Raw genomic sequence first — 13,547 nt, forward strand, 5'->3', positions numbered from 1 at the left:
ACGTTCACGGATCCCGCGCCAGATGCCCAGCCTCATCACGCAGGTGAAGAGCAAGCTCTTCATCCACTCGAACCGCAAGTCGCTGCACGCGCTCGACGGCGCCTACGCGTCGTTGCTGCACGGGCGGAGCCTCGACTTCGAGGACCTGCGCAAGTACGAGTACGGCGACCAGGTGCGCGACATCGACTGGCGCGCGACCGCCCGCCTCGGCACCCCGTTGGTCAAGCGGTCACGGGCCACGCGCATGCACACGGTGATGTTCGTCGTCGACACGGGACGCTCGATGACCGCTCTCGCCGCGGACGAGCGCTCGAAGAAGGACCTGGCGATCCTGGCGACCGGAGCCCTCGGCGTGCTGACGCTCCGGCACGGCGACGACTTCACGGTCGTCTACGGCGACGCCTCCCGCGTCCGTCGCCTGGCACCGGGGCGCAGCGAAGGTGCCCTGGAACACGCGCTGCGGACGATCGACCGCGCGGTCGACGACGCGGCCGCCCCCAGCGATCGCGACGCCCTGCTCTCCTTCGTCACGCGGACGATCGCGCGGCGCATGATCGTCGTCGTCGTCACCGACGAGGCCCCGGTGACGACGGAGACCGAGCGGCTGCTGCGCCGACTGCGCGTGCAGCACGACGTGCTCTGGATCACCCTGCGCGACGCCGAACCGGTGCTCGATCACCGGTCCGCGCGGCTGCGCGCCGACGTCGACAGCCTCTGGCAGGTTCCCGATTTCATCCAGGGCGACCGCACGATCGTGAACGAGCTCAGCGCGCAGCGGGCGGCGGATGCCGCCCGGCTCGCCGACCTGCTCACACGGATGGAGATCACCCACGCCGCGCTCGACGGTCAGGACCACGCCGTTCCGCAGCTGCTGCACCTGTTGAACCGGAGGTCCGATGCCCGGTTCTGACGAGCTCTACCCCCCGGCGCAGTATGGGTGGGGATGGATGCTGCTCGCTCTCGGCGTCCTGGCGCTGCTGATCGTGGGCGCCTGGCTGCTGTTCCGGCTCACCCGCCCCCGCACCGCCGCCTCCGGAGGGGCCGCGGATGCCGGGCAGCCGTCCACGCTCGATGTGCTGTCCGCTCTGCGCTCGGAGTACCTCGACCGCATCGACCGCGTCGAGCACGACTACCGGGACCGCCGGCTCTCCGCACGGCAGGCGAACCTGGAGCTGAGCCGCGTCGTACGCACGTTCGTCAACGAGTACAGCGGTCTGGAGGCACCGGTGCTCGCCCTCGACGACCTCGTGTCCCGCGGCGTCCACCCGGCGCTCATCGACGCGATGGGTCGTCACTACTATCCGAGCATCTTCCGGCAGGGGCCCGCGATCGACCCGGTCGCCGGAGCCGAAGCCGCCAGGACGGTGGTGCGCGCATGGCACTAGCGAACGTCTGGATGCTGGTCCTCGCCGCCGCTGTCGTCGTCGCCGCGGTGGTGATCGGTCTCGTGGTGGGGCTGCGCCGCCATCGGGACCGGCGTGCGGCGGACACGGCCCGCGTGGCCAGGGCGGAGCGGCTGCGGGCGCTCCCGTCCTTCCGTCAGGCGCTGTCCCGTCGCGCCGTCGCCCTGACCGGCCTGCTCGCTCTCGGCGCGGGAGCGGCACTGGCCGCCGGCGTCGTGGCCGCACGGCCGATGTCCGCCCAGACGGTGCAGCCCGTCGACACCAGCCGAGACATCATGCTGTGTCTGGACGTGTCGGGCTCGATGTCCGAGGTCGACGTCGAGGTGCTCTCCGTGTTCGACGAGCTGCTCGACGGCTTCGAGGGGGAGCGCATCGGCCTGACGATCTTCAACAGCTCGCCCGTGCAGATCTTCCCCCTCACCGACGACTACGACTTCATCCGCGAGCACCTCGCGAGCATGATGTCGAGCTTCGACTACGTGGACGAGATCCCGGAGCACTGGCTCGGCACCCTCAACGGCGACGGCGCCTCCCTCATCGGCGACGGGCTCGCGGCGTGCACCATGGGCTTCGACCACCCGGACGACGACCGGTCGCGGTCGGTGATCTTCGCGACGGACAACGAGATCAACGGCGCCTCGATCGTGACGCTCGACGAGGCCGCGGCGTATGCGGCCTCGAAGGATGTGCGGGTGTTCGCGATCAACCCGGTCGAGGGCAAGGACGCCGACGTCAGCGCCGAGCTCGCGGCCGCCGCCGAGGCCACGGGAGGCGCCGCGTACGGACTCCGTGACACGACCACGGTCGGCGACATCATCGACGAGGTGCAGAAGCAGGAGGCCACGGCGCTGCGCGGCGAGGCGCAGGTGGTCTGGACGGACACCCCGAACCTGTGGATCGCCGTTCTCTCGGTCCTCGCGCTCGGCTTCGTCGTCCTGGTGTGGAGGGTGCGCCTGTGATCTTCCAGCCCGTCCTCCCCGTGTTCCTCATCCTGCTGCTGTGCGCCGGCGTCGCCGCGGTGGGCGTCTGGATGCTCGTCCGCGCCCCGCGGGTCGGCGGCGAGGTCGTGACCGATCGACGCGCTCTCGCCGTGCACCGGTCGCTGTGGGCCCTGCGGCTCGTGATGGTCCTCGCCTGCGCCGTGATGCTGCTGCGGCCGGGGCTCCCCGGAGGATCCACGCAGACGCTGGCGACCGACACCGACATCGTGCTGGTCGTCGACACCACCGCGAGCATCGTCGCCGAGGACTGGGACGACGGCTCTCCCCGGCTCGATGGCGTCCGCGCGGACGTGCGGGCCCTCGTGGAGGAGTACCCCGGAGCCCGTTTCGCCCTGGTCACCTCGGATGCGGCGGCCGAGCTGCGGATTCCGCTGACCACCGACACCACCGCCCTCCTCGGATCGCTGGACGTGCTGCGCCCCGAGGTCACGAGCCAGTCGCGCGGCAGCTCGATCGGCGTGGCCGCACCGCTGTTGAGCGAGACCCTCGCCGCCGCGGCGGAGTCGTCGCCGGACCGTTCGCGCATGGTCTTCTACTTCGGCGACGGCGAGCAGACGACGGGTTCCGCGCCGGAGTCCTTCGCCGACAGCGCGCGCTACACCGACGCCGGAGCCGTCTTCGGGTACGGGACGGCCGAGGGCGGTCCGATGCGCGTGACGACGGGCGGCCTCGATCAGATCGGCTCCGAGTACATCCAGTACCAGGGTGCCGATGCACTCTCCGTCATCGACGAGGGGAACCTCGAGACGATCGCCGGACAGCTCGGCGTCGAGTACGAGCACCGGGAGGCGGGCGTCGCCCCGTCGCTCCCCGCCGCACCGTCGAGTACCACCGCCTATTCCGACGCCGGCGAGGTGGGGAACGTGATCGAGCTGTACTGGGTCGCCGCACTGGTCATCCTCGCCGCGCTCGCGGTGGAGCTCACCCGCGCGACGATCCTGGTCGCCCGGCTCCGCGGTCTCCGCGTCCCTCGCGCCGGACGGTCGGTTCCACCCCCCACCCCCTGACGGCGCCCGAGGCCCCGGGCTTCCCTGCAGATACGGCGTGTGTGCCGCGCCTTTCGATGGTATTGTGTTACCCGTCGCAGGCTCTTATGCCTTCGACGGGGGTTCGCCGAGGCGGACGACTGCGATACGAGCATCTCTGGGGGAAGCTCTCGCGGCCGGTCGTCCGGCGATGTCGTGCCGACGTGGGGTCGGCCATCAGAAGACTGGGGAACACACATGGGGAACAGTGCTGTCTGGAAGCGCGCGCGCACCGGCGTGGCCGGAGCGATCGCGGGGGTGATGGTCGCCGCGGGGCTGGTCGCCCTCGGTGGGGGTGCTGCCGTGGCCGCCGAAGCCCCGGGCGGCCTGCCTCCGCTGTTGCAGCGGGATCAGAACGTGGTCACGTCCGATCCGATCCCGACCGTGCAGATCGACGACGGGTATGTCTGGGCGCAGACGACGATCGGCTCGATCGTGTACGCGGTCGGCAAGTTCGACAACGCGCGCGAGCCGAAGGCCGCTCCGGGGACGGCGCTGACGGCGCGCTCCAACGTGCTCGCCTACAACATCGACACGGGCGCGCTCCTGCCGTTCGCGCCGAAGGTCAACGGCGTGATCAAGGCCGTCGCCGCCTCGCCCGACGGCACCCGGATCTACATCGGCGGCTCGTTCAACAAGGTCAACGGCAAGGACCGCTGGAACATCGCCGCGATCGACGCCAAGAGCGGCGAGCTCGTCCCCGGATTCGTGCCTTCCATCGGCGGATCCGGCGTCTACGCGCTGGCGACGTCGGGGACGACCGTCTACGCCGGCGGCCTCTTCACCCAGGCCAACGGCACGCCGCGGAAGAACCTGGCCGCCTTCGACACCACCAACGGTGCCCTCCGACCGTGGGCTCCGCAGACCGACCTCCAGGTCGATGCCATGGTCATGGACCCGGCCGGCGCGGACACGATCGTCGGCGGACGCTTCTCCCAGGTCAACGGCAACACCGAGATGCGCGGCAGCGCCTCCGTGGACAAGACCACCGGAGCACTGAACACGGACTGGGGGCTGGCCAAGACCGTCAAGAACGGCGCCGGATCCGGCATCTACGCCGGCAAGGCCGGGACGTTCGGTCTCGCCACCGACGCGACGGGTGTCTACGGCACCGGCTGGGGCTTCGCCGACGCCGCGACCGGCAGCCTCGAAGGTACCTTCGCCGCCGAGGCCGGCACAGGCAAGGTGCGCTGGATCGCGTATTGCCTCGGCGACCACTACGGCGTGTACTCGACCGGCAAGGTCGTCTACACCACCAGTCACACGCATTCATGCGAAACTCTGGGACTCCACCCGGAGCAGGCTCCGCGCGTACACCGCTATTCCGAGGCATACACGGCGGATGCTCGCGGAACGCTGGCACCCGCGCCGACCGCGCCCGGTCGCAAGGACTGGGGCGGCACGCCCGCCCCGTCGCCGTACGCGTGGTCACCCGATTGGGCGGTCGGGACCACCACAGGACTCGGTCAGGCCGGGTTGTCGATCACCGGCACCGGCACCATGATCTCCATCGGCGGCGAGTTCCGCTCCGTCAACAACGGACGGTTCGAAGGACTCGTCCGCTTCTCGACCACCCCTCCAGAGGGCCCGAAGGACGGCCCCCGCCTCTCCGGCGACAAGTGGGTGCCGACCGCGACTTCGCTCACCCCCGGGCGCGTGAAGGTCACCATTCCCGCCAACTGGGACCGTGACGATCTCACGCTCACATACGAGTTGCGCCGCGCCGACTCGACCACCCCTTTGTTCACCACGAAGGTGGACTCCACGTGGTGGAACCTGCCCGCAGTCAGCTTCGAGGACACGACGGCTCCGGTCGGCGCACAGCAGCAGTACACCTTCACGGCCACGGACAGCGACGGCCACACGGTTTCGAGCAAGACGACGACCGCCACGGCGGCCGCGTCCACACCTGCGTACTCCAACGCCGTGCTCGCTGACGGCCCCCAGTTGTACTACCCGTTGGGAACCGTCGCGCAGGATGTGGCAGGTACGAACAGCCCGCTCATCCGCTCAGGAGCGACGCCTCGGTCATCAGGCGTGCCGAAGGGCGTGGCCGGGGCGACAGCCCTCGACGGGACAGAGACCGGACGAGTCGACACGACCACGAAGGCCGCGGCGCCGTCATCGTTCTCGGCCGAGATGTGGTTCCAGACCTCGACGACCGCGGGCGGCGTGTTGTTCGACTTCGAGAGTTCGGCCGCTGGCTTCTACTCGAAGAACTACGACCGAACCGTCTACATGTCAGACAATGGCCGCCTGAACTTCGGGGTATACAACGACGGCACCAAAGTGCTCACGACCGCGACGGCATACAACGACAACCGCTGGCATCATGTCGTCGCGTCGGTGAGCCCCGAGGGAATGAAGCTCTTCATCGACGGAAAGCTCGACGGCCAGCTCCCTAACGTCACCACAGCGCAAGACTTCAACGGGTTCTGGAAGATTGGCGGTGGCAGGCTGAAGGGTTGGGCGAATGAGCCGACCAAGACTCTTGCCGCCCCTGCCAACCTCGCCGGCGATGCCCACCTCGTCGGCACTGTCGATGAGTTCGCGGTCTACCCGTATGGCCTGACCGCGGGACAGATCAAGACCCACTACAGCGTGGGGAATGGCTCCACAGCCCCCGTCGCCGCTTATACGGCCACGGCAAGCGGCCTCACCGCGGCCTTCGACGCGAGCACCTCCGTGCCGCCGGGGACGACCACGATCTCGGACTATCGCTGGGACTTCGGGGACGGTACGACCGGTACGGGCAAGACGCCGTCGCATGCCTACGGGAAGCCCGGCACGTACGCGGTCAAGCTCACGGTCACCGACAGCCAGAATCTCGTGGGCTCGGTCACGAAATCGGTCGTCGTCCAGGGCGCCGACACGCCGCCCACGGCCTCGTTCACCCTCTCCGCCTCGGGGTTGACGGTGACGGCGGACGCGTCGGCATCGACCGATGCCGACGGCAGCATCCGCAGCTACCGCTGGGACTGGGGTGACGGCACGACGGGTGAAGGCGCGACGGCGACGCACACGTACCCGACGGCCGGGACGCGGACGGTCACCCTCACGGTGACGGACGACGTCGGGGGCGCGGCGACCACCACCCGGGAGGCCGTTGTGGCGGAGCCCGCGCCGCTCGCGAGCGACGAGTTCGACCGGACCGCCGGCCCCGGCTGGGGCGAAGCCCTCGCCGGCGGCGCCTGGAAGATCGCCGGCGGGTCCGCGGCCGCGGCCAGCGTCGCCGACGGCTCCGGGCAGCTGAAGCTGGCCGCGGGAGACACCCGCCACGCGACGCTGAACGCCCCGTCGGTTCCGGACCCGGCGCTGGAGACGACCTTCCGCATCGATCAGCCGTCAAGCACAGGAGGCTCCTACATCGGGGTCATCGCCCGCGACTCGTCCGCTGGTCGGTATCTCGTCCGCGCCTGGCTTCGCCCTGACGGCACGGTCTGGCTCGTGGCGCACCGCGACGGCACCGCCCTCGCGACCCGGGCACTGAACGGCGTCACGGTCACCCCTGGCACCACGTACACGCTGAAGGCGTCCGTGACCGGAACGGACAAGACGTCGCTCGTCGCGAAGCTCTGGGTCACAGACGCCGCGGAGCCCGCCGATTGGCAGCTGCGGGCGAGCGACCCCACCCCGCTGCCGGCGGGTGGTGTGGGCCTGAGCGGCAGCCGCTCCGCGAGCGCGACCGCGCCGCTCGGCGTGTCCTTCGACACGTTCCGCGTCAAGGCTGCGCAGTAATCGGATCGGTCCACCGTATGAACGCCGGCCTCGAACGAGGCCGGCGTTCGTCGCGAACGCGGGTCCCGCCTGATCGTCGCGGATAGGATGTTCAGACGCCGACGACAGGGGAGGAGGTGGGTCGTGATGCCTGCGCAGGACGACCCCGCCGCAGCCCTCCTCCGCTCGAACCGCCGTCGCCGGCTCATCCGCCGGTGGGTCGCGATCGGGACGATCCCGCTCACCCTCGCCGCCCTCCTCTTCGTGGGCAAACTGCTGAGCATGTACGCGTTCGCCCACCAGGCCATCACCGCCTACGTCGTCGACGACTTCGCGGGTTCCGAAGCCTCGGCGCGTGGACAGGACGTCCTGAACTGGTTCGAGCCGTACAAAGCCCCCTACAACATCGGCACCGCACTGGCCGGTGCCGACGAGCTCCCCGCCTCCCGTGCGGAGCTGGAGCGCTCCCTCGACCTCGCGACCGGCCTGGAGGTCTGCCCGGTCCGGATCAACCTCGCTCTCGTCATCGAGCGGATGGGCGACGCCGCCAGGGCCGATGGCGATGGCGCCGGGGCGACCGCCCTCTACGGCGAGGCGCTGACCGTCACGGTCGAGACCCCGGAGGAGTGCCGCAGCGACGAGGCGCAGCAGCAGTCCCCCGACCCCGAGCGCGACATGTCGGACACCCTGGACAACACCGAGGACCGCCTCAAGCAGAAGCAACAGGAGCAGGAGCAGGAACAGCAGCCGCAGGAGCCGCAAGAGGATCAGGAGGAACCGCAGCCGTCCGAGGACAAGCTGCAGGACCTCCAGGACAAGCTCGAGCAGGGGACGCAGGAGCGCGACCAGCAACAGGGTGACGACCCCGGCGGCACCGGGACGGACAGGCCATGGTGAGTGATCACGAGCGGCAGCGCGCCCGCTACGTCGGCGGTACCGAGGGCGCCCCGCCCGTCCCGCCGCCCGGGGGCTACCGCGGTGCCCGGCGGCAGCAGCCGATCGGCCTCACGCCACCGGTCGATCCACAGCTGCCCACGGAGGAGAAGAAGACCTCCACGACTGCGCTCGGCTGGATCGCTCTGGTCGCCGCGATCCTCTTCACCCTGATCCTGTTCGGCACGCTCGTGGTCGGCGGCACCGACCTGCTGTACGGAGTGACGATGATCACGCTGCAGCTCGTGGTGCTCGGAGTGATCGTGGCCGCGCTCTTCACCCCCGGCGGACGACGGCTCGGTGTCATCGCGCTCGTCCTCACCGTCCTGTTCAACGTCGCGACCGTGGGGGCACTCAGCGCTCTGCGCACCTCGGCATCCGGGAACTACGAAGGCGTGAAGACCGCGGAACAGCGGCACGCGGAGGCCTACCCCGGGATCAAGGGCACCTCCCCGCAGGAGGCGCTCACCCAGCAGTCCATGGAGGAGGTGCGCGCGGAGGCTGATTCCCTCTTCACCGACATCCGTGAACGGCTCACCGCGGACTTCGGGTTCACGTGGGTCCAGGTCGGCGACGAGGATGTCCGGCCGGAGCGGAACGGCTACGGCGGCGAGTCGATGCTGTCGGAGTACACGTCGGCGGCCTGGGCGACCGAGCAGCCCGTGCAGGGCTACGCGCGCAAGCTCGACGTGATGGCGGCGATCGATGAGGTCGTGGCGTCCCACGGACTGTGGAACCTGTACTCGTTCAACGATCCGACGAACTCCGGCATCGACCCGTCCATGATCGCCAAGCTCTACGGCAGCGATGACCCTCGCACGCAGACGACGTGGGAGTACTACACGGAGAACTACCCCGACCCGCTGCGCTTCTACGCGAACATCTACGATTTGTCGAACGATGCCGACGGCGGCTTCCGCAGCTCGCGGGAGGCGCAGAGCGCGCGCACCGGCGAACCGATCGAGGGGCTCCAGCTCGTCGTGATCGCCGGCAAGGTGCTGAGCGAGGACGACCGCGCGGAGTTCGAGGAGCGGCTGCAGGACTACCCCGGCTTCGAGTGACCGGCCCGGTGCGAGGATGACGGGATGAGGCAGGGAGCGGTCGGCACGGTGCGGCTCGTCGAGCACGGCGGGCGGCGGCTGGTCGAGAAGCGCCTCTCCGATCCGGCGCGGCACCTCAACGAAGTGCGGGCCCTTCGCGGGCTCGTCGGCTCCGGGCTCCCGGTGCCCGAGGTGGTCGAGGAGCGGCAGGGCGTGATCCTCATGACCGCACTCCCCGGTGGCCGTCTCGACGACGCCGACGCCGACGTCCGGATCGCGGATCTCCGGGCGTCGGCACCCCTGCTCCGCGCCCTGCACCGGCTCGACCCGCCGGACGATCTGCTTCCCGCGCCGGACGACGCGGCCATCATCGAGCGGTATCGCGCCGCCGAGGCGCCACGCCTCCCCCTGCTCATCCCACCCTCGTCCGGAAGCGTCTTCTGTCACGGCGACTGGACGGACGGCAACCTGCTCGCGCAGCACGGACGCATCTCCGGGATCGTGGACTGGGAGGCCGCACACCGCGGCGATCCGCTGCGGGAGCTGGCGCGAGCCGCGTGGGGAGCCGCGCGGAAGGATCCGCGCTCGGAGCGGGCGCTCATCGACGGGTACGGTGCGGATCCCGCCCGCGTCCGTGCGTGGTACCCCGTGCACGCCGCCGAGTTGTGGCTGTGGTTCGCGGAAGCCGGCCCTCCGGAGTACCTCGCCGCGCTCACCGCGGACCTGGAGAGGTGGTCGGCCTGACACCTCACCCGGTGATTCCCGGTCCATCCCCTCGATGATCGGCAGCGGCGTGGCTACACTGGCCGCACAGGGGGAGGGAGTGTCCGCATGATCAACGAACTCGATGAGCAGCAGTCCTACGAGTTGCTGGCGACCACCACGGTGGGCCGGATCGGATTCGTCGACGACGGCCTGGTGCAGATCCATCCGGTGAACTTCGTCGTCTCGGGGCACGAGCTGCTCCTGCGCACCTCACCGGACGGCCACCTGGCGGCGCTGTCCCGCGAGGCGGCCACGGTCTCCTTCGAGGTCGACTACCACGATCCGATCGGCGGCCTGGGGTGGAGTGTGCTGATGCACGGGGTCCTGTCGCCGGTTCCGGAGGATCAGGCGGCCGGGGCGGCGGCGCGGGTGCACCCGTGGGCCGGAGACGACCGTGATCTCCCGCTGTCGTTCCGCATCGAGCGCATCACCGGACGCAGCGTCCGCCGCGACCCCCGCACCAGCGGGGTCTGAACGCGCCCGCCGTCCCGTTCAGGAGGCGAAGGCGAGACCCGCGGCGAGCGCGAATCCGAGGACGGTCGCCAACCCCGTGGACTCCTTCGCCTTCGACTGCGCCTCCGGGACCATCGAATCCACCAGCATGACGAGCAGGGCGCCCGCGGCGAAACCGCTCGCCCCGGAGCGGAAGACCTCGCCGGTCACGCTCGCCAGGGCGAATCCGGCGACGGTGGCCGCCGCGCACAGCACGGCGACCCCGGCCCACAGCAGCAGCACCCTGCTCCGTCGCATGCCGCCGTCGAGCAGGTCGGCGGCGGAGCCGATGGACTCCGGGAGGTTCGAGACGAGGATGGCGACGACGAGCGCGATGCTCACCGGCTCCCCCGAGGCGAGACCGATGCCGAGCACGAGCTGCTCCGGGATCCCGTCGAGGAGCGCCCCCACTGCGAGCTGGCCTCCCCCGGCCTCGCCCTTCTTCCTGGCGGCTCTGGCGTCGAGGATGCGGGCGGCGATGTAATAGCTGAGGGCTCCGAGCGCGACGCCGGTGACGAGGGGGATCGGACCACCGCGGTCGAGCCCCTCCTCCCAGAGCTCGAAGGCGATGGAGGCCATCAGGGCTCCGGCGCCGAAGCCCAGCACGATGCCCAGCCACCGCGGCGGCCACGTGCGCAGCATCGCGAGCACCGCGCCGACGAACAGCGGAGCCGCCGCGACGGCTCCCCACAGAATCGCTCCACCCATGCGCCCATCTTCCCGCCGACCCACCCCTTTCTGCGCGAGCCACCCCTCTGCGTGCGTCCGAAAGGGGCCGGAACACACGAAAGGGGGTGGGTCGCGCGCCGATAGACTGGGAGCCATGTCCAAGGTCCTCCAGTCCCTGCCCGTCGGCGAGCGCGTCGGCATCGCCTTCTCCGGAGGACTCGACACCTCCGTCGCCGTCGCCTGGATGCGCGACAAGGGCGCTGTCCCCTTCACCTACACGGGCGACCTCGGCCAGTACGACGAGGACGACATCGCCTCCATCCCCGGCCGCGCGCTGGAGTACGGCGCCGAGGCCTCTCGTCTCATCGACTGCAAGACGGCGCTCGTCGAAGAGGGCTTCGTCGCGCTCTCCTGCGGCGCCTTCCACATCCGATCCGGCGGCAAGACCTACTTCAACACCACTCCCCTCGGCCGCGCGGTCACCGGCACGCTGCTCGTGCGTGCGATGCGCGAGGACGGCGTCGACATCTGGGGCGACGGCTCGACCTACAAGGGCAACGACATCGAGCGCTTCTACCGCTACGGCCTGCTCGCCAACCCCCGCCTGCGCATCTACAAGCCCTGGCTCGACGCGGACTTCGTCACCGAGCTCGGCGGTCGCCAGGAGATGAGCGAGTGGCTCGTCGCGCACGGCTTCCCGTACCGCGACTCGGCCGAGAAGGCGTACTCGACGGACGCCAACATCTGGGGCGCGACCCACGAGGCGAAGACGCTCGAGCACCTCGACGTCTCGCTGGAGACCGTCGACCCGATCATGGGCGTGAAGTTCTGGGACCCGTCCGTCGCCATCGAGGCGGAGGACGTCTCGGTGACGTTCGAGGGCGGCCGTCCGGTCGCGATCAACGGCGTCGAGTTCAGCGACCCGGTGGCCCTGGTGCAGGAGGCGAACGCGATCGGCGGTCGCCACGGCCTCGGCATGAGCGACCAGATCGAGAACCGCATCATCGAGGCGAAGTCCCGCGGCATCTACGAGGCCCCGGCCATGGCGCTGCTCTTCATCGCGTACGAGCGCCTCGTCAACGGCATCCTCAACGAGGACACCCTCGCGACCTACCACGAGCAGGGCCGGCGCCTCGGTCGCCTCATGTACGAGGGACGCTGGCTCGAGCCGCAGTCGCTCATGCTCCGCGAGTCCATCCAGCGCTGGGTCGGCTCGACGATCTCGGGCACCGTGACGATCCGCCTGCGCCGCGGCGACGACTGGACGATCCTCGACACGGTCTCCCCGAACCTGTCATACGGGCCGGAGAAGCTGTCGATGGAGCGCGTCGGCGACGCCGCGTTCGGCCCGGTGGACCGGATCGGCCAGCTCACGATGCGCAACCTCGACATCGCCGACTCCCGCGCGCGCCTGGAGCAGTACGCGGGCCTCGGCCTCGTCGGCGGCGCGACCGGCGAGCTCGTCGGCCGTGTGACCGCCGGCGAGTCCGCCGAGATCACCGAGTCCGTGCACGGTTCGATCTCGGAGGCTGACGAGAACCTCGCCGACGCGGTCGACACGGCCTCCGAGCGCGCGGCCTTCGACTCCGGCACCGACTGAGAGCACGGGGCGCCGCGGGCGACCGTGCACCCGCCCCCGTGATCAGGACGCCGCGGCGAGCGGATGCGCCGGCGCCACGGCGCGGTCGACGATCCCCGGCAGCACGTCGTCGAACAGCGCGATGAGGGCGGTGCGCATCGCCGCGGCGTCGAGTCCCGGCAGCACGACGGCGATCCGTACGACCGCGGCGCGCACGTCCGACCAGTCGAAGACACTCCCCGCGCGACGGGCGACGCACGCGAGAAGCGTCCCCAGGCTCCCGACGAGCTCGGCCCGCTCCGCGTTGCCCTCGATCCGCGCGAAGGCGACCGCGAGAGCGCGCAGGCCGTCGCCGAACGCGGAGCCGTCCCGCCACCGCACCGCCAGTGCCACGTCCTCGACGAGCTCGTCCAGGTAGTCGAGGTCGTCCGCGTGGAGCACTGCCATCGTGCGTCGGACGGAGCCGATCCAGACGTCGCCGAACAGGGCCACCACGTCGCGCGCGCGGTCGCCGTCGAAGGCGGTCACCCACCGGGTGCCGTCGCGGCGCACCGCGATGAGTCCGACAGCGGCGAGGCCGTCCAGGGCACGGAGGACATCCGCCGGCGCGGCACCGAGGGCGGCTGCGAGCCCCCGCTCGTCCACCCGCGTGCCCGGCGCGAGCGCCCCCGAGACGATCGCATCCGTCAGCCTGCCCTGCAGGCCGCCGTGCCGATCCCCTCCCGCCGATGTCCCGCTCACCGCGCGTGCATCATCCTTCTTCTCGATCATGGCGTCCCCCGCCGTTGCATGGACCGATCCCGCCGGAGCCCCGGTCCGGACCGGTCTCTCCACTGAGAATGCGCCGAAGCGCGACGCGTAACATAACACGACCTTCCCCGGAGGAGCCTCGGCGCCCTGCCTCGCGGTCGGTACGCTGCGAG

12 protein-coding genes are annotated in these 13,547 nt (G+C 70.4%); 10 read left to right on the forward strand and 2 right to left on the reverse strand.

The window, feature by feature from the left end; all coding sequences use genetic code 11:
* The first annotated feature begins 22 nt into the window (after positions 1 to 22).
* From M4D53_RS11450 to M4D53_RS11490, 9 genes are all read left to right on the forward strand, one after another.
* The gene (locus M4D53_RS11450; protein WP_259954115.1) at positions 23 to 910 is read left to right on the forward strand and encodes a DUF58 domain-containing protein; all 888 of its coding nucleotides are present in this window, start codon (positions 23 to 25) and stop codon (positions 908 to 910) included.
* On the forward strand, positions 897 to 1,385 hold the full coding sequence (locus M4D53_RS11455) for a hypothetical protein (protein WP_259954116.1): 489 nt from the start codon (positions 897 to 899) through the stop codon (positions 1,383 to 1,385). The genes M4D53_RS11450 and M4D53_RS11455 overlap by 14 nt, the downstream gene beginning before the upstream one ends.
* Positions 1,376 to 2,362: a VWA domain-containing protein gene (locus tag M4D53_RS11460; RefSeq protein ID WP_232089139.1), complete on the forward strand. Its 987-nt coding sequence runs from the start codon at positions 1,376 to 1,378 to the stop codon at positions 2,360 to 2,362. Before M4D53_RS11455 ends, M4D53_RS11460 begins: the two co-directional genes overlap by 10 nt.
* Positions 2,359 to 3,411 carry a vWA domain-containing protein gene (locus M4D53_RS11465; RefSeq protein WP_259954117.1) on the forward strand — a complete coding sequence of 351 codons (1,053 nt, stop codon included), beginning with the start codon at positions 2,359 to 2,361 and terminating at the stop codon, positions 3,409 to 3,411. Before M4D53_RS11460 ends, M4D53_RS11465 begins: the two co-directional genes overlap by 4 nt.
* Positions 3,412 to 3,627: 216 nt before the next feature.
* The gene (locus tag M4D53_RS11470) at positions 3,628 to 7,167 is read left to right on the forward strand and encodes a PKD domain-containing protein (protein WP_259954118.1); all 3,540 of its coding nucleotides are present in this window, start codon (positions 3,628 to 3,630) and stop codon (positions 7,165 to 7,167) included.
* Positions 7,168 to 7,293: 126 nt separating this feature from the next.
* Positions 7,294 to 8,043, forward strand: coding sequence for a hypothetical protein (locus tag M4D53_RS11475; protein ID WP_187664061.1), 750 nt, complete (start codon positions 7,294 to 7,296; stop codon positions 8,041 to 8,043).
* Positions 8,037 to 9,140 (forward strand): DUF4064 domain-containing protein, encoded by a 1,104-nt coding sequence (locus M4D53_RS11480; protein ID WP_259954119.1) that lies wholly within the window; start codon positions 8,037 to 8,039, stop codon positions 9,138 to 9,140. Before M4D53_RS11475 ends, M4D53_RS11480 begins: the two co-directional genes overlap by 7 nt.
* A gap of 24 nt (positions 9,141 to 9,164) precedes the next feature.
* Entirely contained in the window at positions 9,165 to 9,863 is a 699-nt protein-coding gene (locus M4D53_RS11485; RefSeq protein ID WP_259954120.1) for a phosphotransferase family protein, read from the forward strand.
* 87 nt (positions 9,864 to 9,950) lie between these two features.
* Positions 9,951 to 10,358: a pyridoxamine 5'-phosphate oxidase family protein gene (locus tag M4D53_RS11490; RefSeq protein WP_187662849.1), complete on the forward strand. Its 408-nt coding sequence runs from the start codon at positions 9,951 to 9,953 to the stop codon at positions 10,356 to 10,358.
* Between the two features lie 18 nt (positions 10,359 to 10,376).
* On the opposite strand, the gene M4D53_RS11495 is transcribed toward M4D53_RS11490, so the two are convergent.
* A complete protein-coding gene (locus M4D53_RS11495) occupies positions 10,377 to 11,084 on the reverse strand; it encodes a ZIP family metal transporter (RefSeq protein WP_259954122.1) in 708 nt (235 codons plus the stop codon).
* A gap of 115 nt (positions 11,085 to 11,199) precedes the next feature.
* On the opposite strand from M4D53_RS11495, the gene argG reads away from it, so the two are divergent.
* Positions 11,200 to 12,645, forward strand: coding sequence for an argininosuccinate synthase (gene argG, locus M4D53_RS11500; protein WP_259954124.1), 1,446 nt, complete (start codon positions 11,200 to 11,202; stop codon positions 12,643 to 12,645).
* A 42-nt stretch (positions 12,646 to 12,687) separates the two neighbouring features.
* On the opposite strand, the gene M4D53_RS11505 is transcribed toward argG, so the two are convergent.
* Positions 12,688 to 13,395, reverse strand: a complete 708-nt coding sequence (locus tag M4D53_RS11505) for a GntR family transcriptional regulator (RefSeq protein ID WP_259954125.1) — start codon at positions 13,393 to 13,395, stop codon at positions 12,688 to 12,690.
* Between the last annotated feature and the right edge of the window lie 152 nt (positions 13,396 to 13,547).

The sequence above is a fragment of the Microbacterium meiriae genome (assembly GCF_025143875.1).
Classification (GTDB): Bacteria; Actinomycetota; Actinomycetes; order Actinomycetales; family Microbacteriaceae; genus Microbacterium; species Microbacterium meiriae.

Excerpts from the sequence above, each read along its gene's own strand:
- M4D53_RS11450 (WP_259954115.1), top strand. The coding sequence starts at position 23 with ATGCCCAGCCTCATCACGCAGGTGAAGAGCAAGCTCTTCATCCACTCG.
- M4D53_RS11455 (WP_259954116.1), top strand. The coding sequence starts at position 897 with ATGCCCGGTTCTGACGAGCTCTACCCCCCGGCGCAGTATGGGTGGGGA.
- M4D53_RS11460 (WP_232089139.1), top strand. The coding sequence starts at position 1,376 with ATGGCACTAGCGAACGTCTGGATGCTGGTCCTCGCCGCCGCTGTCGTC.
- M4D53_RS11470 (WP_259954118.1), top strand. The coding sequence starts at position 3,628 with ATGGGGAACAGTGCTGTCTGGAAGCGCGCGCGCACCGGCGTGGCCGGA.
- M4D53_RS11475 (WP_187664061.1), top strand. The coding sequence starts at position 7,294 with ATGCCTGCGCAGGACGACCCCGCCGCAGCCCTCCTCCGCTCGAACCGC.
- M4D53_RS11480 (WP_259954119.1), top strand. The coding sequence starts at position 8,037 with ATGGTGAGTGATCACGAGCGGCAGCGCGCCCGCTACGTCGGCGGTACC.
- M4D53_RS11485 (WP_259954120.1), top strand. The coding sequence starts at position 9,165 with ATGAGGCAGGGAGCGGTCGGCACGGTGCGGCTCGTCGAGCACGGCGGG.
- M4D53_RS11490 (WP_187662849.1), top strand. The coding sequence starts at position 9,951 with ATGATCAACGAACTCGATGAGCAGCAGTCCTACGAGTTGCTGGCGACC.
- M4D53_RS11495 (WP_259954122.1), bottom strand. The coding sequence starts at position 11,084 with ATGGGTGGAGCGATTCTGTGGGGAGCCGTCGCGGCGGCTCCGCTGTTC.
- argG (WP_259954124.1), top strand. The coding sequence starts at position 11,200 with ATGTCCAAGGTCCTCCAGTCCCTGCCCGTCGGCGAGCGCGTCGGCATC.
- M4D53_RS11505 (WP_259954125.1), bottom strand. The coding sequence starts at position 13,395 with ATGATCGAGAAGAAGGATGATGCACGCGCGGTGAGCGGGACATCGGCG.